Source organism: Pseudomonas sp. 7SR1, assembly GCF_900156465.1.
Lineage (GTDB): Bacteria > Pseudomonadota > Gammaproteobacteria > Pseudomonadales > Pseudomonadaceae > Aquipseudomonas.
The window spans coordinates 5,699,261-5,717,770 of record NZ_LT707064.1 but is presented as its reverse complement, the minus strand read 5'-3'; the positions used below and the strand labels follow the sequence as shown (position 1 = coordinate 5,717,770).

Below are 18,510 nucleotides of genomic sequence, written 5' to 3'. Positions count from 1 at the left end.
GAGGCATCAAGGCTCCTTGTCCTGGTTGCCAGGATAAAAACCGTGCAGCAGGCGATAGCGGTCATGGCGCACCTGATCCACATGCTGGCGGACTTGCTGCTCCGCCAGCCCGAGCATGATCAGGGCGTGGGAAGCCAGCATCAGGCTCGACTCCAACAGTTCCGGGACCACCTCGCTGGCCCCGGCGGCCTGCAACTCCGCCAGCTGGCTGTCGTCGCGGGTGCGTACGAGGATCGGGACCTGGGGATTGAGCCGCCGGGCCTCCTTGAGCACGTCGATGGCGATGTCGGTCTTGTCGACGGCGATCACCAGCAAGCGGGCGCGGCCCAGGCCCACGGCGGCCAGCAGGTCCCCTCGACGTGAATCACCGTAGTACACGCATTTCTCCCCAACGGTGGCTTCCTGGATGATCACGGGATCGTCGTCCAAGGCAACGAAGGCCTGGTTTTCACGACGCAGGAAGCGCCCGATGGATTGGCCGACGCGACCGTATCCGCAAATGATCACATGGCCCGACAGGCCGGCATTGAGTGCGCTGATCTGGTCCAGCTGGGCCGCTTCGTTAGGCTTGCGGTGCAGGCGGGCGGCGATGCCCGGCGCGGCGCGCAGCAACAAGGGCGTCAGTAGCATCGAACAGAACGTCGCGGCCAGCAGCAGGCTGACGAGTTCGGCCGGCATGAGGCGGTTCTGCTGCATCAATGCCATCAGGGCGAAACAGAATTCTCCACCCTGGGCCAGGGCCAGGCCGCTGCGCCAGGCGGTTTCGCCGTCGCTGCCGCGCCATTTCACCAGCAGGGCGACCACGCAGCCCTTGATGAGCATCAGCCCCAGGGTCAGGCCAAGGATCAACCAGCCGTCATCCACGAACAACCGCAGGTCGATCAGCATGCCGATGCTGACGAAAAACAGTCCCAGCAGGATGTCGCGGAACGGACGTATATCGGCCTCGATCTGGTGTCGGTAATGGCTCTCTCCGAGCAACATGCCCGCCAGGAACGCGCCAAGGGCCGGCGAGAGCCCCATCAGGTGGGTCAGCCATGCCGTCAGCAAGACGATGACCAGGGCCAGCAGCACGAACAGTTCGGCGGAGTGGGATGCGGCCACTTCATGGAACAACCGTGGCAGCAGCAGGCGACTGGCCAGCAGCAGCCCGCCGAACAGCAGCAGCGTCTTGCCCAGCGTCAGGGGCAGCGCCCAGTACCATGCCTGGGTGCTGCTACCCGCGAACACCGGCACCAGGGTCAGCAGCAATACCGCGACGATGTCCTGGAACAGCAGCACACCGATGGCATTCTGGCCGTGGCTGCTGAAGATTTCCCCCAGGCTGGTGAGTTCCTTGCTGACGATGGCGGTGGATGACAGGGCCAATCCCGCGCCCAGCAGCATCGCGGCCAGCACCGGAGCGCCGAACGCCACCAGTACGCCACCCAGGAGCGCCCCCGAGCACACTACCTGCAGGCTGCCGAGGCCGAATACGACACGGCGCAGCTCAAGCATCTTGGACAAGGAGAACTCCAGTCCCAGGGAAAACAGCAGGAAGACCACCCCGAGTTCAGCCAGGTCCGGCAGTTCCTCGCTGTCGTTTACCCAGCCCAGCGCAGTGGGCCCGACCGCCAGCCCGACACACAGGTAGCCCAGCACCGGTGGCAGCCGCAGTCGCCTGAACAGGGCAATGACCACCAGGGAGGAGGCGAGAATGATCAGCAGGTTGGCAAACAAGGGAAACTCCGTTTCATGGCTTGTGGCACATAGCGTAGAAGACAAGCAAGCATCGGAAAGCGAGTCCGGTCAGTGATTTGCATCAGCGTTTTGCCAATATGGCCTGATACGGCACCCGGCTCGACGGTTTTCCGGAGCGAGCCTAGAATGACCGTCTATCTTTTGTGGGTCTACCTGCCATGCCTCCTGAAAGCGCGCTTCCTGAATGCCAGCTGTTCGGTACCCTGGGTTGTCACCTGTGTGAGGTGGCCGAAGGGGTATTGATGCATTTCGTTGAACACGGGTTGCTGGTGGAGCTGGTGGACATCGCCGAAGACGAGCAACTGTCGGAAACCTATGGATTGCGCATCCCGGTATTGCGCAGGAACGATACCGGTGAGGAGCTGGACTGGCCTTTCGATAATCCCGACCGGGTGGCCTCGTTCCTGCGTTGAGCGCTTTAAGGCCGGCGTTGTACGAGCATTGGCGTTGGCGAAAAAGGATGTCTTCGGTTACTGTATGTCCATACAGCTATCTGGAGTGCCGCACCTTGCTCAATGTCGAACAATTGAAGAACAGCGTGAACAGGATGTCCGTGGATGTCGTGCGCGAGGCCGTCCTGGAGTTGCGCCTGGACGGGTTGGTTACCGAAGGCAAGACACCCTTCAACAAGCTGCATTTCAACACCTGTTTCGCTGAGATCGAGGCACTGTTCCAGCGTGCCGGTTATCACAAGCAGCTGGATGTCGTGGGTTACCAGGGATTGTTGTACGCCTTGTACGACCCGGGCCGCTGGGAGGCAGTGGAGGTGCTGCGCTGGCTGAAGGAATTCACCGAAGCGACGGCAGGTTCCGCCCCGGTCACGGTATGAGGCAATCATGGCTGGGCGGGCTTGCGCGACTGTCGGATAATGCCGGCTTGTAAACATTGCCCAAGAGTTTTCAATGTCTGGTTCATCGTTTTCCGCCGCGCACCACCAGGCCAGTACCTTGTATCTGCCGCCCGGCCAATGGCAGACAGTGCTGGAATGCCTGTGCGAGCATTTCAGCGCCATCAGTCGCGAGCAATGGCTGGACCGGATTGCCCGAGGTCGTGTGCTGGATGGGGAGGGCAAGGCGATCGAGGTCGACTTGCCGTACCGTGAGGGATTACGCATCCACTATTTCCGCGAAGTGCCCGACGAGAAACCGATCCCGGTCGTCGAGACGATCCTGTATGCCGACGAGCATCTGGTGGTGGCCGACAAACCGCATTTCCTGCCAGTCACCCCCGCGGGTGAATATGTCGAGCAGACCTTGTTGCGACGACTGATCCGGCGGCTGGACAATCCTCATCTGGTGCCCCTGCACCGTATCGACCGGCATACCGCCGGGCTGGTGCTGTTTTCAGCCAACCCCCTCAGCCGATCGGCTTACCAATCGCTGTTTCCTGCGCGGCAGATCGAAAAACGCTACCAGGCCATTGCCCCAGCGTTGCCTGGTCTGACGTTTCCTCGGGTGCACAAAAGCCGGATGGTCGATGGCGAGCCGTTTTTCCGGATGGAGGAAGGGCCGGGCGAACCCAATACCGAAACAGCCATCGAGGTACTGGAAAAAAATGGCGAGTTGTGGCGCTACGGTCTGTATCCGGTCACCGGCAAGAAGCATCAGTTGCGGGTGCATATGAATGCCCTCGGGGCTGCTATCTGCAATGATCCGTTTTATCCCGATGTGCTGCGCGATGCGCCGGACGATTATGCCAACCCGCTCAAATTGCTGGCCCAGGGGCTGAGCTTCATCGATCCGGTCACAGCTCAGGAACGTATTTTCGAGAGCGCTATCGAGCTCCAGTGGTAATCGCTTCGGCTTTCGGACCGGCATGAAAAAGCCCGCAATTTTGCGGGCTTTTGTGTATCGGGTGCGGCGCTGAGGCTTAGAGGTCCTTGACGGTGCGGACCTGGTCCTTGTTCACGCGGGTCTGCTTGCCGTCCAGTTGTTCGAACTCATAGAAACCGGTGTCTTCGTCGTACTTGGGTGTGTCGACGGCCTGGATTTCGCGACCGTCATTCAAGGTGATCACTGTTGGCGATGCGCACCCGGCAAGAGTGGCGAGGCCCAGTGCGAGCATGAAAGTGGCGAGGGTCCGTTGAGTCATGGTGTTTCTCCGAAATGGAATTCTTCAAGTTACTGACCTTCAGACGTATACAACGTGCGCAAGTTCCTGGCTAGGGGCCTGTACGGTTAATTTGAATGCCCTGCGTCAATGTCCTGTGTGTCGGTTCAGCAGTTCGGGCGTATTCAGATTCGCCAGCCGTGGATCGTCGGCCGGGCATTGCAGGGCAACCGCGTGCAAGGTACGCATGATCCGGCCCGGGCTGCGTTCGCCTTCGCCCCAGGCCTGTTCGAAGGCGGCGGCCAGCGCCAGGGGAATGACGCACAACAACGGTTCCCAGTGTTCGCCATGGCGCACCATCAGCGGCCTGTCGGGGTGCTGGCTGGCGGTTTCCAACATGCTCTCTAGCAGGTTCGAGTCGATGTTCGGCACGTCGCACGGCAACACCAGCAAGAACCGATGCCTCGCCGCCCTGAGGCCTGCCCGGATACCCGCCAGCGGCCCGGGGAAATCCCCTTCATCGTCGTGCACCAATTGATCGGCATACAACGCATAACGTTCCAGGTTACGGTTGCAAGAGATGATCAGGTCATCGCTCAGAGCACGGGTCTGGCGGTGGAGATGGGCAATCAGCGGTTCACCCCGCCATTCCACCAGGCCCTTGTCCTGCCCGCCCATGCGTTGTCCGCGTCCACCGGCCAGCAGCAGGATGGAGCACGGTGGCCGGGAAATATTCGAGGTCATGGTGTGTCTCCCCACAGGCGGAAAAATGAAGCGCTGTGATATAACACCGGGCTGTTTCTCCCACAACTGGACGAGCCTATGAAAGCCAAGGCTGATGTACCTTTCGTGCCGCTCAATATCGCGGTGCTGACAGTCAGTGATACCCGTACCCTGGAGACCGATACCTCCGGCCAGGTCTTTGTCGACCGGCTCATGGCGGCGGGTCATAACCTGGCTGCGCGGGTTCTGCTCAAAGATGATCTGTACAAGATTCGGGCGCAAGTGGCGGCCTGGATCGCCGACGAGGTGGTGCAGGTGGTGCTGATCACCGGCGGTACCGGTTTTACCGGTCGCGACAGCACGCCGGAAGCGGTTGCCTGCCTGCTGGACAAGCAGGTCGATGGTTTCGGTGAACTGTTCCGCCAGATTTCCGTGGCAGACATCGGCACCTCCACCATCCAGTCCCGGGCACTGGCAGGCTTGGCCAATGGCACGCTGGTGTGCTGCCTGCCAGGTTCCACCAATGCAGTGCGTACCGGTTGGGACGCTATCCTGGCCGAGCAACTGGATGCGCGCCATCGCCCCTGCAACTTCGTGCCCCACCTGAAACAGGCAGCTCCTTGTGAATCCCGTGGGTAAACCGGGCAAGGCCGGCGCCTTGGTGGCCGTCGAGGTTGCATTGGAGCGCCTGCTCGAAATGGCCGCCGCCGCTCCGATCACCCAGCGTGAACGGCTGCCCCTGGGCGAGGCGCAAGGGCGGGTGCTGGCTGAAGATCTGGTGTCGACCCTGGACTTGCCGCCATGGCCCAACAGTGCGATGGATGGCTATGCCTTGCGGCTGGCCGATTGGCACGGCGAGCCGCTGACGGTCAGCCAGCGCATCTTTGCCGGGCAGGCCCCGCAACCGTTGGCTGCGGGAACCTGCGCGCGGATCTTTACGGGAGCGCCAGTGCCTGCCGGTGCCGACTGCGTCGAAATGCAGGAAAACGCCGTGGTGGAAGACGATCAGCGGGTCCGGTTCACCGAACCCCTGGTGAGCGGCCAGAACATCCGCCCACAGGGGCAGGAAACCACTGTTGGCGAAAAGATTCTTTCGGCGGGGACTCGCCTGGGACCGATCGAGTTGGGACTGGCGGCATCGCTGGGATGCGCGACGCTGGAAGTGGTGCGCAAGGTCAGTGTTGCCGTCCTGTCCACTGGCGACGAACTGGTCGAACCTGGCCAGCCACTGGGCCCTGGCCAGATCTACAACAGTAACCGTGTGGTGCTCTGCGGCTGGCTGCGGCGGCTGGGCTGCCATGTGGTCGATGCGGGCATCCTGCCTGACGATTTGCCCGCCACCCGTGCGCGCCTGGCCCAGTTGTCGGATGTCGACCTGATCCTGTCCACTGGTGGCGTATCGGTAGGTGAGGCTGACTTCCTGGGGACCGCATTGCGCGAGGAGGGCGAACTGACGCTCTGGAAACTCGCCATCAAGCCAGGGAAACCCCTGACGGTCGGGCACTTCCGTGGCGTGCCGGTGATAGGGTTGCCAGGAAACCCTGCCTCGACACTGGTGACTTTTGCGCTGCTGGCCCGGCCTTACCTGCTGCGACGCCAGGGTGTCCAATCGGTGATGCCGTTGAAGTTCAAGGTGCCGGCCGGTTTTGTCTGGGGGAAGGCCGGCAACCGGCGGGAATATCTGCGAGGGCGCCTTGAGAGCGGCAGGGCCATCGTTTATCGGAACCAAAGCTCCGGGGTCCTGCGTAGCGCGGCCTGGGCCGATGGGCTGGTCGAAGTGCTCGAAGGGCAGACCCATGTCGAGGGTGATGAAGTGGGCTTCATCCCTTTGAGCGAGGTCCTGGACTGAAGCCGTGACAGCGGGGGTGTGCTCCGGCCCGAGCCAGGTGCCTGGGCCTGCCTGCGTCCCCGTCGTTATCGCGAGAGCAGCATGACCAACTGGTCGAAGCGACTGTTCGCGAGCCAGCCCAGCAGGCCGAGGATCACCGCTGCCGCGCCGGCCGAATAGGCGAGCCGGTGGCGGATGACCTTTACGTCGGTACGGATTTCATCCATATCCCTACGGATGTACTTGAGGTGGGTTTCCAGTTCAACGACGCGCGGTTCCAAATCGATTCCTCCAACGGGATTGCTGCAACTTTTGCATTCGTTCTGATTTTCGGTTCGCTCGCTTCCAATGGACGCGAGATGCCGGGGTGACAGCTTGTACTCGTGGCTATGCATGGGATGTTTCGTCCCTTCGGCCACAACGGTTCGAACCACTGATACGGCGACTGCGGGCCGTGACATATCCATCCATGGGGTTGCACATCCTTGTGTAATGAGTGTTTTTGATGGTCCAGACAACAGAATGCCAAGGTGTCTCAATACAGCTGGAGGGTCAATTGAGTGGATTCGCCAGTTCTTGTAAGAAAACTCTTCGAGTGAAGAAGTATCTGTCCGGGAGCCGGGTACCCCAGCCTTTTCACGGAGGACAGCGGGCTTTTGAGCGAAATTGATAGGCGGAGGGCTTTTTCGGCCGAATGAGCGGTCCCATTTCCTGGAACCTTCCAATGACGGAGACGACGATGAGCAAAGGCAAGGCGCTGTTGATTCTACATGGCAAGCAAGCGCTCAACGAAGAGGTTCGTGCGGCAGTGATGCTCAAGCGCAAGCAGGGCTGGGACCTGGCGGTACGGCTGACCTGGGAGGCCGGCGATGCCCAGCGTTGTGTAGACGAGGCGTTGGAGGCTGGTTACACGCGACTGATCGCCGGTGGCGGTGACGGTACGTTGCGGGACATTGCCGAAGCGCTTGCCCTCCAATCCAGCGATGCCAGCCTCGTGCTGTTGCCATTGGGCACCGCCAATGATTTTGCCCGGGCGGCGGGAGTCCCGCTGGAACCGGACCAGGCCCTGGAACTGTTGGAGGTGGAGCCCCGGGCAATCGACCTGGGCGAAGTCGGCGGACGGATCTTTCTGAACATGGCCACCGGCGGTTTCGGCAGCCAGGTCACGGCAAACACCTCCGAGGATCTGAAAAAGGTGCTGGGCGGGGCCGCGTATCTATTCACCGGCCTGACGCGGTTCAGTGAGCTGAGCGCGGCCTATGGTGAGTTGCAGGGGCCCGGTTTCAGTTGGCAGGGCGATCTGCTGGCGCTGGGCATCGGCAATGGCCGTCAGGCCGGGGGAGGCCATCAGTTGAGTCCGCAGGCGCTGGTGGATGATGGATTGCTGGACATCAGCATCCTGCCGGCCCCCCAGGAAGTGGTCAGCACGCTCAGGGATCTGCTGGCCGGTGGCCTGGGCATCGACAACATGTTCGTGCGCGCACGCCTGCCCTGGGTGGAGATCAAGGTGGCCCAGGGCCTGGACATCAATCTCGACGGCGAGCCGCTGCAGGTCGACAACCTGAGGTTCACGGTGCGCGAGAAGGCGATACGCGTACACCTGCCGCTCGACTCGCCTTTGCTGACGGCTTCTGCGGTACTCAATCGTCCAGGCTGATGATCTGCTCGCGTACCGCGAAAAGCACCAGTCCGGCCACGTCATGGATCTGCAGGCGCTTCATGATCTGCGCCCGGTGAGTCTCCACGGTCTTGATGCTCAGGCTCAGGCCGTTGGCGATTTCCCGGGTCGACTTGCCGCGCACGATCAGCCGCAAAATCTCCAGCTGGCGTGCCGTCAGGTTGTGGGTCTGGACGGGATCGGGCTGATGCTTCTGGACACGCGTCAGCGCCTGGTTGATCACCGTGTGGGCGATGGCCGGGCTCAGGTAGCGTTCGTTGTTGCGCAGCGCGTCCAGGGCGTGCTCCAGCTCGGTGGCCGTGGTGTCCTTGAGCAGGTAGCCGTGTGCGCCGGACTCAAGGGCCTGCATGATCAGCGCCGGATCGGTGTGCATCGACAGGATCAGCACCTTGCTGTGGGGGCGCACCTGCTTGAGCTGCTGCAAGGCATCCAGGCCGCTGGTGTTTTTCATGGTGATGTCCAGCAGCACGATATCGGGGACCAGCCGTTCCACGAGTTCCAGCAACTGCGTGCCATCACTGGCTTCGCCGATGACGGCATAACCGGGCAGATCCGTGACCAGAGCGCGCACGCCGGCGCGGATCAGCGAATGGTCATCTACGAGAAGCAAATTACAAGTCAATGGAGAACCTTATTCTTACTGGCCCGCGCCAGGGTACGAGGGGCCCAGGGAAAACGTGCTTCGATATGCGTGCCCTTGCCGGCTTCACTGATGACCTTGAGGGTGCCGCCCAGTTGTTCGACCCGTTCCGCCATGCCGGCCATGCCCCGTTGCCCTTCACGGGCGGGGTGGTCTGCCGGGACGAACCCCTGGCCGTCGTCGCTGATCAGCAGGAACAGCCCTTCAGGCAGGCGTTGCAGGCGCACCAGCAGGTTCTGGGCCTGGGCGTGGCGCAAAATATTGGTGACGGCTTCCTGGGTGATCCGGAAGGCAGCGACAGTCATCTCCTCGGGAATCCCCGCCATGCGCTGCTGGCAATCGAGGCTCCATTTCACCGGGGTATTGGCCAGTGTCTTGAGCAGGTGCGCGCGCAGGCTGGCTTCGAGTCCAAGGCTGGTCAATTGGCGCGGGTTGAGGATTGCCGACACATCGCGGACCTTGTGCAGGGTTTCGTCCAGCGTTTCGCAGAGGACCGAACATTGGCCCTGCAAGTCCTCGGGGAGCCGGCGCTTGAGCCATTCGCTTTGCAATTTGGCCGCGGTCAGCAACTGGCCGATATCGTCGTGCAGCTCACGGCTGAGTCGGTGACGTTCGTTTTCCTGGACTTCGAGCAACCGGTCGGCCAGTTCCTGTGGCTGGAACTTGATGGACTTTCGCGACAGCCGATAGTGGATCCAGACGCAGGTCAAGGCTGCGATGTCCAACACCAGCAGGCTCACCGGCACGACCTGGCCGGACAGGTACACCAGCACGCTGCCGAGGGTCGAGCAAATGCACAGGAACAGGGTGAACCGGCGGGCGTTTTCTCGGGAGGGTGGCCAGGTGAGGGATGACTTGAGGCTGGCGTACATAGCGGATGGAGCCAATGAAGGTTCGCTGCGGGCTGGCCGGTCAGCGCATCTGACAGGCCGGGTCGGGTAAACGTTTCAGGTCGAGGGTGGCTTCGGTGGCAGGCTTTCCACACCGTGCTTTCGAAGCGACTGACGCGAGACATAGTACCACTTCATCCAGCGTTGGTCGCGCCTGGCATGGTGCCCTGAAGCGCCGTGCATCGGAGGTCGGCCGTGAGGTGTCAGGCCTGCTTCTGGGAGAAGGGCACCAGGGCCAGCCGGTGTGCTGCGTGGAGTGCGTCGCAAGGGCTTTGGCCCACCTGGAAGGCGAATGCCTCGATCAATGAGGTCTGTTCGCTGTTGTCCAGGCTGAGCTGGCCGGTGGTGGGATCGACCAGTTCCAGCTGCCAGGCCATCAGGGTGAAGCAATCCTTCAAGGCCTCAAGGGCCTGGTCGTGCAGATCCATGTTGTTCTGCGCATGGCTGAGCAGGCCATGGATATGCAGGGAGAATTCCGATACGGCTTCCAGTGCCAGGGCATCGGCCTTGTTTGCCAGCTTCAACAAGGTACTGAGCATGCAATCGATTGCATCCTTGTCATTGTTGATCAGCTGCAGATGGCTCAGGCATTCCTCCGACTTGGCCAGCAGTGTCTCGGCCTCGGTCAGGAATTCGGGTAGGCGCTGAGACCAGTTCTTACGATCGTTCGGCATGCTTATCTCCACAACATCATGTCAGACGAAAGAAAATCGCGAGTGGCAAACGGTTGGGCCTCACGGCCGGCTACGAACGAAAGTGCGTCGGCACACCCTTGCCGCGTGCCAGGGACAGGCAGACGGAAAGTTGCTCGGGTGGGATCGGCCGAAAGGCTGGAAGTCCGATGTCCTGCTGTCGCGCACAAAGGCCTGACTCCGTTCAGCAATGAGAATGGCGTCACATTAATGGCTATTGGATATTGGGAATATCAGGTTGGACCTGATTGTTGCTAGGGGAATCCCTTAGGTAGGGGAACCTTGTGCGCAAAACATGGTCGCGCAGCGGGGAAAGTGGTCGGATCTGAAGGGTGAAGCCAGTAAAGCATGATGTTAATGTGATATCAATGCCCCGCAAGTGTATTTCATCAGGGGGTCAAGATCCGGCGTCCACGGCCGATAGTTGCTTTATTGGATTCATCCGAACAATCCCAGGAGTCATCAATGGCCGGCATTCTCGACACAGTAGACCAACGAACCCAGCTGGTGGGTGAGAATCGCCTGGAAATTCTCATGTTTCGCCTGGCGGGGCGGCAATTGTTCGCCATCAACGTGTTCAAGGTCCAGGAAGTTCTGCAACTGCCCAAGCTGACCTTGATGCCGCAACGCCACCCATTCGTGTGCGGCGTGGTCAACCTGCGGGGCCAGACGCTGCCGGTGATCGACCTGTCCCAGGCCATCGGCATGCGGCCGCTGGTGCCGGGAGCCAACAGCACCATCATCGTCACCGAGTACAACCGGTCGGTCCAGGCGTTCCTGGTGGGTGGCGTGGACCGCATCGTCAACATGAACTGGGAAGCGATCCTGCCGCCGCCGACCAGCGCCGGCCGGGAACACTACCTGACCGCGATCAGCAAGGTGGACGACCAGTTGGTGGAAATCATCGACGTGGAGAAAGTCCTCGCCGAAATCGTGCCCTACAACGCCAAGGTCTCCCGGGACAAGCTCGAAGACCCGGTGCTGGAGAAGGCTCGCGGACGCGAAGTATTGCTGGTGGACGACTCCAATGTCGCGCTCTCGCAACTGCGCGACACCCTGGGTCAGTTGGGGGTGAAGATGCACATCGCCAGCGACGGCCTGAAAGCCCTCAACATGCTCAAGGCCTGGGCCGATACCGGTGAGGTGATGACCGACAAATTGCTGATGATCTTCACCGACGCGGAAATGCCGGAAATGGACGGCTATCGCCTGACCACCGAGATCCGTAACGACCCGCGCTTGCGTGGGCTCTACGTGGTCCTGCATACCTCGCTGTCCGGCAGCTTCAACGACTCGATGGTGAAGAAGGTCGGCTGCGACAATTTCCTCTCCAAATTCCAGCCCGACAAACTGGTCGATGTGGTGCGCCAGCGACTGATGCTTGGCTGAGGCCGATCGTGGTTTGCATCGATGGCCGGCTCGTATAAGGTGGCATTTTTTCGCCATCAGGGAGCTGACCATGTTGCGGCTGAGCGCGCTGTACCGTTATCCGTTGAAGTCCGGCAAAGGCCAGTCCCTGCCAGGGATTGGCCTGGACAAACTGGGGTTGGACGGTGACCGGCGCTGGATGCTGGTGGATGAGGCCAGCGGGCGATTCCTGACTCAGCGGGCCGTGGCGAAGATGAGCCAGCTCTCGGCATTGTGGAACGATGCCGGAGGCCTGACGCTCAGTGCGCCGGGCCATGGCAGTATCGAGGTGCCGCTGCCTTCGACCGCCGAAGAGCAACGCCGGGGAGTGACTATCTGGCGTGACACCCTGCGTGTACCGGATGCTGGCGATGAGGCGGGCAACTGGGTCAGCGAGTTCATTGGCAATGCCACCCGGCTGGTGCATGTACCGGTGGAGCTGGCGCGTACCACTGCGGCCGGTTACGGCAAGGACGACGATAAGGTCGCCTTCGCGGACGGTTTTCCATTGCTGCTGATCGGCCAGGCCTCCCTGCAGGATCTGTCGAATCGGGTCGGTCGCTCCCTGGAGATGCTGCGTTTCCGGCCCAATCTGGTGATCGAGGGCAGCGACGCGTTCGCCGAGGATGGCTGGAAACGTATTCGTATCGGCGATGTGGAATTTCGGGTGGTCAAGCCGTGCTCGCGCTGCATCATGACCACGGTCGACCCGCAAACCGGTGAACGCGATCCGAACCGCGAGCCTTTCGCCACGTTGCAGCAGTATCGATCGACGCCGGACGGGGTGATGTTCGGCCAGAACCTGGTCAACGACGGCAACGGTCGGCTCGAAGTCGGCATGCCGGTCGAGGTGCTCGAATAAACACCGCGTTCGCAATGAAAAATGCCCGTGTCGCTGGACACGGGCATTTTTTTTGATGCAGCAGGTTCAGCCGCGGTATTCGCACAGGTAGGCAGTGTCGACGGCCACCTTGAGCTGGAACTTGCTGTTGGCCGGGACATTGAACTGGCTGCCGGCAGCGAAGGTTTCCCATTCGGCGCTGTCGGGCAGTTTCACGGTCAGGGCGCCGGAGACCACGTGCATGATCTCCCGCTGGGCCGTTCCGAACTCGTATTCGCCCGGTGCCATGACGCCGATGGTCGCAGGACCTTCGGCAGTGCCGAAGGCGATGGACTTGACGGTGCCGTCGAAGTACTCGTTGACTTTGAACATGGGCGATTCCTCGTAAAAGGGCTGAAAAAGGCCGGCCAGTATGCACAAGGCTTCGACACACGTCATCTGCGAAACGGGGGCGGGTTGCTCAGTCGGCCAGCACCAGGGGCAGCAATCGCGCGGTGTTGCGCGCATCCTCCAGGGCCCGGTGCTGTTGACCGTTGAACTGCAGGCCGGCCAGTTGCAGGGCTCCATTGAGCCCCAGTGGCCGCTCCAGCCGTCGGGCCTTGGCGAAGCGCTGCTTGAGGTTCATGTGGGGCACCTGGCTGAGAAAGCTTTGCAGCCGTTGATGCTGCCACTCCTGAAGCAACTGCTTGCGGTCGTAATCGCCCCAGCTGACCCAGCCGCCCAGGTTCGCCTGGTAGGGCGTCAGCCAGCGTTCGAATGCCGGCCAGACCTCGGACAAGGTGGCCGCGCTGTCGATATTGGCCTGGGTGATGTGCGTCAGCTCGCGGCAGAACGATGTGAGCAGGGGGCGTCTCAAGGGGCGGACGAAACGCTGGAAATGATCCACCTCGTGACCGTCACGATTCACCAGCGTGGCGCCGATTTCGATAATTTCCATTTCGGTTACCGGCCAGCCTCCTTCATCGGTGGTGGCCTCCAGATCAATCACCAGCCAGTTAGGCATCGCGGGTTCCCGGGTAGCGGCATGCAGATGGGGTTGAGCGTAGTCAAACCCGGCGCATCCGCCTAGGCTCTGTACGAAAAGCCTTGATACTCGTTCATGCTGCGTTGAAAAATGCCTCGCAATGCTCGTGTACTCAAGTACATTCCGCTTGATCGGCTGTTTTCGCCTTGCCTGACCTTCGTCTCAAGACTTTTCGTACAGAGCCTGGTCGTCTGTGGTCACCTGCAACAAAACCTGCCGGTTCCTCACCTGGTCGCCTTGCCTGATCTGCAACGCCCGCACCACGCCGTCCCTGTCGGCCTTGAGCGAGTGCTCCATTTTCATCGCCTCGAGCACTACCAGCAGTTGCCCCTGGCAAACCACGCTGCCTTCCCTGACCCGCAATTGCACGATAGCCCCATCCATTGGCGCCCTGAGCATGCCATCACCCACCACGCAGTCTGGTATGACAGCAGCGTGGGTCCGATCCTGCAGGTGCAGGCTGCCGGGGCGGGCGAACAGCCAGAGGTCGGTGCCGTGGAGGCGCCAGGTGTAGCGTTGCCGGATGCCATTGATGACCAGGCTTGTGCCGCGCTGGTCGGTATCGAGCCGCATCAGTTCGAACACCTGGCCGGCGGTTAGAACCCGCAGCGTGCCGTCCGCTTCGGCGTTCAGGCTCAGTGTCCAGTCGCGTTCGGCCGCACCGATCCGGTAGTGCAGCGCCGCGCCTGTGTTGTTGTGCCAGCCCGCCAGGCCGGAGTGGGGTGCGCCTGCCGCCCAGTAGAACAGGGCGGTGGCGATGGCCAGCTGTTCAGTCGAGGGGATATGAGGCTGGAGGGCAATGTGGTCGGCGAAATGCCGGGCGATGAAGTCGGTGCCGAAATCGCCCGCGATGAATTGCGGATGCGCCAGCAGACCCGCCAGCATTCGCTGATTGCTCCGAACCCCCAGCAACACGCAATCCTCCACGGCGCGCAACAGCTTGCGCCGGGCCTCTTCGCGAGTGGCGCCGTGGCTGATGAGCTTGCCCAGCATCGGATCATAGAACGGTGTGATGGCCTGGCCTTCCAGCAAACCGTGGTCGATGCGTACCTCGCCCCGGGTCGGCGGTTCCCAGCCGGTCAGGCGTCCGGTCTGGGGCAGGAAATGCTCGCCTGGATCTTCGGCATACAGCCGCACTTCCATGGCATGGCCGCTGAGCTGCAACTGATCCTGGCGCAGGGGCAAGGGCAGGCCAGCGGCGATGTCCAGCTGCCAGGCCACCAGGTCCTGGCCAGTGATCTGTTCGGTCACCGGGTGCTCCACCTGCAGCCGGGTATTCATTTCCAGGAAGTAGAACCGGTCATCGGCGGCCAACAGGAACTCCACCGTGCCGGCACCGACGTAGTTCACCGCGCGACCGGCCTTGAGCGCTGCCTCGCCCATGGCGTGGCGCAGCGCGGCGGTCATGACCGGGCAGGGTGCCTCCTCGATGATCTTCTGGTGACGGCGCTGGATCGAGCAGTCCCGTTCGCCGAGGTGGATCAAGTGACCATGGCGATCGCCAAAAATCTGCACCTCGACATGCCGTGGATCGATCAGCGCCTGTTCCAGGATCAACTCGTCACTGCCAAAGCCATGCAGTGCCTCGGAGCGTGCACCGTGCAGTTGCTCCAGCAGGTCGTCGGCCCGCTGGACCAGGCGCATGCCCCGGCCGCCACCGCCTGCGCTGGACTTGATCATCAGCGGGAAACCGATGCGTTCGGCTTCGCGGCAAAGAGTGTCGTCGTCCTGGGCCGCGTCCTGGTAGCCGGCAATACAGGGCACGCCCGCGGCAAGCATGGCGATCTTCGAACGCCGTTTGCTGCCCATCAGTTCGATGGCGTCGGGGCTGGGTCCGATGAAAACGAGCCCTGCTTTTTCGCAGGCCCGGGCGAAATCGGCGTTCTCGGAGAGGAAACCGTAGCCGGGGTGAATCGCATCGGCGCCGCTTCTGCGGGCCGCCTCGAGAATGGCCGATGGGTTGAGGTAGGACTGTTGCACCGCCGCCGGTCCGATCGAAACGGCTTCATCGGCCATGCGGACATGCAACGCGTCGGCATCGGCCTCGCTGAACACAGCGACCGTGCGGTAGCCCAGGGCCTGCGCGGTGCGCTGGATCCGGCAGGCGATTTCACCGCGGTTGGCGACGAGGATCTTGCTGAAGGCGGACATGGCGGGCGGGTAGCTGCTCATTTTTTCTTTCCCGGCAACGTGCCCATGAGCTTGCAGATGATCCCCAGCATGATCTCGTCCGCACCGGCGCCGATGGACACCAGCCGTACATCGCGGTAGGCCCGCGACACCGGGTTGTCCCACATGAACCCCATGCCGCCCCAGTATTGCAGGCAACTGTCGGTGACCTCACGGCTCAGGCGCCCGGCCTTGAGCTTGGCCATGGACGCCAGGCGCGTGACATCCTGGCCGTTGATGTACTGCTCGGTGGCCTGATAGACCAGCGCTCGCAGGCATTCGATCTCGCTGGCCAGTTCCGCCAGGCGAAAGTGGATCACCTGATTGTCGATCAGCGCTGTACCAAAGGTCTTGCGTTCACGGCAATATTCGATGGTGCTGTCGACGCAGCGCTCCAGCCCCTTGATCATGTTCGCCGCGCCGAACAGCCGTTCTTCCTGGAACTGCAGCATCTGCATCATGAACCCGGCGCCCTCCTGGCCGATGCGATTGCGTTGCGGCACCCGCACATCATCGAAGAACACCTGGGCGGTTTCCGAGCTGCGCATGCCGAGCTTGTCCAGGTGCGCGCCGAGGCTGATGCCGGGCGTGTGCATCGGTACCACGATCAGGGATTTGTTGAGGTGCGGCTTGTCGTCCGAAGTGTTGGCCAAAAGGCAGATGAAATCGGCGCTCGGTGAATTGGTGATCCACATCTTGCTGCCGTTGATGACGTAGTCGTCGCCGTCCTTGCGCGCCGTGGTCTTGAGGCCGGCCACGTCGGAGCCGGCAGCGGTTTCCGAGACGCCGATGCAGCCCACCTGTTCGCCGCGGATGGCCGGGCGCAGGAATTCTTCGCGCAGTGCGTCGGAGCCGAAACGCGCCAGGGCCGGAGTGCACATGTCTGTCTGGACGCCGATGGACATGGGCACGCCGCCACAGTGGATGGTGCCGAATTCCTCGGCCGCGACGATCGAATAGCTGTAGTCCAGGCCCATGCCGCCGAAACGTTCTGGCTTGGAGATTCCCAGCAACCCCAGCTCACCCGCCTTGCGAAAGACTTCGTGGATGGGAAACCGCCCGGCCTTTTCCCATTCGTCGACGTAAGGGTTGATGTCGTGGTCGACAAACTGGCGAACAGTGCGCCGCAGTGCTTCGTGTTCCTGGGTGAAGATCATTTTCAGTGTTCTCCTTTGAACGGCGATCGAGGCACTCGCCGGATCAGAAGCGGGCCACTCCGAAACTGTTGGGTTGCAGCGACCGGCCTTCGGCTTCATGGCAGATGTCCAGCAGGTAGCCCAGCAGGGTGCGGGTATCCCGTGGGTCGATGAGGCCGTCGTCCCACAGGTTGGCGCTGCCGTAGAGGGCGGTGGACTGGCTGTCGAGTTTCTGCGCGGTGCTGCGTTCCAGCTGGTCGAGCATCTGTGGATCGGCAGTGACGCCGTTCCTGGCCTGCGTGGCCTCGGTGACCAGGCGCAGGACCTTGCCGGCCTGGGCGCCTCCCATCACCGCAGTGTGGCTGTTGGGCCAGGCGAAGATGAAACGCGGATCCAGTCCGCGACCGCACATGGCGTAATGGCCGGCACCGTAGGAACCGCCCACCACGATTGTCAGCTTCGCCACCCGGGCGTTGGCCACCGCCTGGATCATCTTGGCGCCGTGCTTGATCACACCTTGCTGTTCGGCTTCGGTGCCCACCATGAACCCGGTGGTGTTGTGCAGGAACAACAGCGGTGTGCGGCTCTGGTCGCAAAGCTGGATGAACTGCGCCGCCTTGCTCGCGCCCTTCGGTGTGATCGGACCGTTGTTGCCGATCAGGCCGCAGGCATGGCCGTGAATCCGAAGGTGGCCGCACACCGTCAGTGGGTCGAATTCGTTCTTGAAGTCGAGGAAGCTGGAGCCGTCGGCGATGCGGGCGATGATTTCCCGCACGTCATAGGGCTTTTTGGGATCGTCGGGCACCAGTCCGTACAATTCGTCGATGGGGTAGAGCGGTTCCGGCCAGGTGTGATCGGGGCGTGGCGGTCGTCGTGCGTTCCAGGGCAGCAGGCTGACGATTTCCCGGGCCAGGCGGATACCGTCGGCGTCGTTCTCGGCCAGGTATTCGGCGGTGCCCGCTACTTGCGCGTGCATCTGCGCGCCCCCCAGTTCCTCCTCGGTGGCCACTTCGCCGGTAGCGGCCTTGAGCAGTGGCGGGCCGGCAAGGAACAGCCGGGCCTTGTCACGTACCACCACCACGTAGTCCGACAGCCCCGGCTGATAAGCGCCGCCAGCGGTGGCCGAACCGTGCACCACGGTAATCTGTGGCAGCCCCATGGCCGACATCCGGGCCTGGTTGGCGAAGCTGCGCGCGCCTTCGACGAAAATCTGCGCGGCGTAATTGAGGTTGGCCCCGCCGCTTTCGGCGAGGGTGATCACCGGCAGCCTGTTTTCCATGGCGATCTGTTGCAGGCGCAGGGTCTTGTCAAGGCCGCTGGGGGAAATGGTTCCGCCCCTGATCGCACTGTTGTTGGCCACCACCAGCACCCGCGCGCCACTGACATGGCCGATGCCAGCGATCAAGCCACCGCCGGCCTCGCTGCCGTCCTTGTCGTCATGGAGCTTGTAGCCGGCCAGGCTCGCCAGTTCGAGGAACGGCGCGCCGGGGTCCAGCAGCAGGTTCAGGCGCTGGCGTGGCAGCAGTTGACCCCGCTTGTCGAATTTCGCCTGGGCCTGGGCGGCCTTCTCCAGCATGGCCTGTTCGATCTGCCGAAGTTGTCCGACGCTGGCCAGCATCGCCGCGCGATTGCGGGCGAAGTCGGCGTTGTGCGGATCGAGCTGCGATTCGATGACTGGCATGGCGACTGTTCC

Annotated in this window: 20 protein-coding genes; 8 read left to right on the top strand and 12 right to left on the bottom strand. The window is 62.1% G+C overall.

From position 1 onward, the window contains the following. Positions 1-6: 6 nt before the first annotated feature. On the bottom strand, positions 7-1,719 hold the full coding sequence (locus BW992_RS25075) for a cation:proton antiporter (protein WP_072389199.1): 1,713 nt from the start codon (positions 1,717-1,719) through the stop codon (positions 7-9). Positions 1,720-1,898: 179 nt separating this feature from the next. On the opposite strand from BW992_RS25075, the gene BW992_RS25070 reads away from it, so the two are divergent. From BW992_RS25070 to BW992_RS25060, 3 genes are all read left to right on the top strand, one after another. Further along, entirely contained in the window at positions 1,899-2,153 is a 255-nt protein-coding gene (locus BW992_RS25070) for a glutaredoxin family protein (protein WP_072389197.1), read from the top strand. Between the two features lie 95 nt (positions 2,154-2,248). Then, positions 2,249-2,569 (top strand): transcriptional regulator, encoded by a 321-nt coding sequence (locus BW992_RS25065; RefSeq protein ID WP_072389195.1) that lies wholly within the window; start codon positions 2,249-2,251, stop codon positions 2,567-2,569. Between the two features lie 73 nt (positions 2,570-2,642). Continuing rightward, entirely contained in the window at positions 2,643-3,533 is an 891-nt protein-coding gene (locus BW992_RS25060; RefSeq protein WP_076407249.1) for a pseudouridine synthase, read from the top strand. A 76-nt stretch (positions 3,534-3,609) separates the two neighbouring features. On the opposite strand, the gene BW992_RS25055 is transcribed toward BW992_RS25060, so the two are convergent. Both BW992_RS25055 and mobA read right to left on the bottom strand, forming a co-directional pair. Beyond that, positions 3,610-3,831: a YgdI/YgdR family lipoprotein gene (locus tag BW992_RS25055; RefSeq protein WP_072389191.1), complete on the bottom strand. Its 222-nt coding sequence runs from the start codon at positions 3,829-3,831 to the stop codon at positions 3,610-3,612. 105 nt (positions 3,832-3,936) lie between these two features. Next, positions 3,937-4,533: a molybdenum cofactor guanylyltransferase MobA gene (gene mobA / locus BW992_RS25050; RefSeq protein ID WP_072389189.1), complete on the bottom strand. Its 597-nt coding sequence runs from the start codon at positions 4,531-4,533 to the stop codon at positions 3,937-3,939. A 78-nt stretch (positions 4,534-4,611) separates the two neighbouring features. Between mobA and moaB the strand changes: the two genes are divergently transcribed. Further along, entirely contained in the window at positions 4,612-5,151 is a 540-nt protein-coding gene (gene moaB / locus BW992_RS25045) for a molybdenum cofactor biosynthesis protein B (RefSeq protein WP_072389187.1), read from the top strand. Next, complete coding sequence (locus tag BW992_RS25040) at positions 5,135-6,361, top strand: molybdopterin molybdotransferase MoeA (protein ID WP_076407248.1); 1,227 nt, start codon at positions 5,135-5,137, stop codon at positions 6,359-6,361. The genes moaB and BW992_RS25040 overlap by 17 nt, the downstream gene beginning before the upstream one ends. Before the next feature lie 65 nt (positions 6,362-6,426). Here BW992_RS25040 and BW992_RS27320 read toward each other — a convergent pair whose 3' ends face one another. After that, positions 6,427-6,735, bottom strand: coding sequence for a hypothetical protein (locus BW992_RS27320; protein WP_231991093.1), 309 nt, complete (start codon positions 6,733-6,735; stop codon positions 6,427-6,429). A gap of 344 nt (positions 6,736-7,079) precedes the next feature. Here BW992_RS27320 and yegS point away from each other — a divergent pair, with 344 nt between their 5' ends. Then, positions 7,080-7,997: a lipid kinase YegS gene (gene yegS / locus BW992_RS25030; protein ID WP_072389181.1), complete on the top strand. Its 918-nt coding sequence runs from the start codon at positions 7,080-7,082 to the stop codon at positions 7,995-7,997. Here the strand turns inward: yegS and BW992_RS25025 are convergent. The 3 genes from BW992_RS25025 to BW992_RS25015 form a co-directional block, all read right to left on the bottom strand. Beyond that, positions 7,981-8,640, bottom strand: a complete 660-nt coding sequence (locus tag BW992_RS25025; RefSeq protein ID WP_072389179.1) for a response regulator — start codon at positions 8,638-8,640, stop codon at positions 7,981-7,983. The two genes, yegS and BW992_RS25025, sit on opposite strands and share 17 nt — an antisense overlap. Next, on the bottom strand, positions 8,637-9,530 hold the full coding sequence (locus tag BW992_RS25020) for a sensor histidine kinase (RefSeq protein WP_072389177.1): 894 nt from the start codon (positions 9,528-9,530) through the stop codon (positions 8,637-8,639). The genes BW992_RS25025 and BW992_RS25020 overlap by 4 nt, the downstream gene beginning before the upstream one ends. A 221-nt stretch (positions 9,531-9,751) precedes the next feature. Continuing rightward, on the bottom strand, positions 9,752-10,222 hold the full coding sequence (locus BW992_RS25015; RefSeq protein ID WP_072389175.1) for a hypothetical protein: 471 nt from the start codon (positions 10,220-10,222) through the stop codon (positions 9,752-9,754). 483 nt (positions 10,223-10,705) lie between these two features. Between BW992_RS25015 and BW992_RS25010 the strand changes: the two genes are divergently transcribed. Continuing rightward, positions 10,706-11,629: a chemotaxis protein CheV gene (locus BW992_RS25010; protein WP_072389173.1), complete on the top strand. Its 924-nt coding sequence runs from the start codon at positions 10,706-10,708 to the stop codon at positions 11,627-11,629. A 70-nt stretch (positions 11,630-11,699) separates the two neighbouring features. Continuing rightward, on the top strand, positions 11,700-12,509 hold the full coding sequence (locus tag BW992_RS25005; RefSeq protein WP_076407247.1) for an MOSC domain-containing protein: 810 nt from the start codon (positions 11,700-11,702) through the stop codon (positions 12,507-12,509). A gap of 66 nt (positions 12,510-12,575) precedes the next feature. Here the strand turns inward: BW992_RS25005 and ppnP are convergent, their stop codons facing one another. The 5 genes from ppnP to BW992_RS24980 all read right to left on the bottom strand — a co-directional run bounded on the left by ppnP (position 12,576) and on the right by BW992_RS24980 (position 18,498). Further along, positions 12,576-12,860, bottom strand: coding sequence for a pyrimidine/purine nucleoside phosphorylase (gene ppnP, locus BW992_RS25000; protein WP_072389169.1), 285 nt, complete (start codon positions 12,858-12,860; stop codon positions 12,576-12,578). Between the two features lie 88 nt (positions 12,861-12,948). Continuing rightward, positions 12,949-13,491 carry an exonuclease domain-containing protein gene (locus BW992_RS24995; protein ID WP_072389167.1) on the bottom strand — a complete coding sequence of 181 codons (543 nt, stop codon included), beginning with the start codon at positions 13,489-13,491 and terminating at the stop codon, positions 12,949-12,951. Positions 13,492-13,674: 183 nt separating this feature from the next. Further along, positions 13,675-15,663 (bottom strand): acetyl/propionyl/methylcrotonyl-CoA carboxylase subunit alpha, encoded by a 1,989-nt coding sequence (locus BW992_RS24990; protein ID WP_076407385.1) that lies wholly within the window; start codon positions 15,661-15,663, stop codon positions 13,675-13,677. Between the two features lie 17 nt (positions 15,664-15,680). Further along, positions 15,681-16,838: a citronellyl-CoA dehydrogenase gene (gene atuD, locus BW992_RS24985; protein ID WP_072389165.1), complete on the bottom strand. Its 1,158-nt coding sequence runs from the start codon at positions 16,836-16,838 to the stop codon at positions 15,681-15,683. Between the two features lie 43 nt (positions 16,839-16,881). Further along, a complete protein-coding gene (locus BW992_RS24980; protein ID WP_076407246.1) occupies positions 16,882-18,498 on the bottom strand; it encodes an acyl-CoA carboxylase subunit beta in 1,617 nt (538 codons plus the stop codon). Between the last annotated feature and the right edge of the window lie 12 nt (positions 18,499-18,510).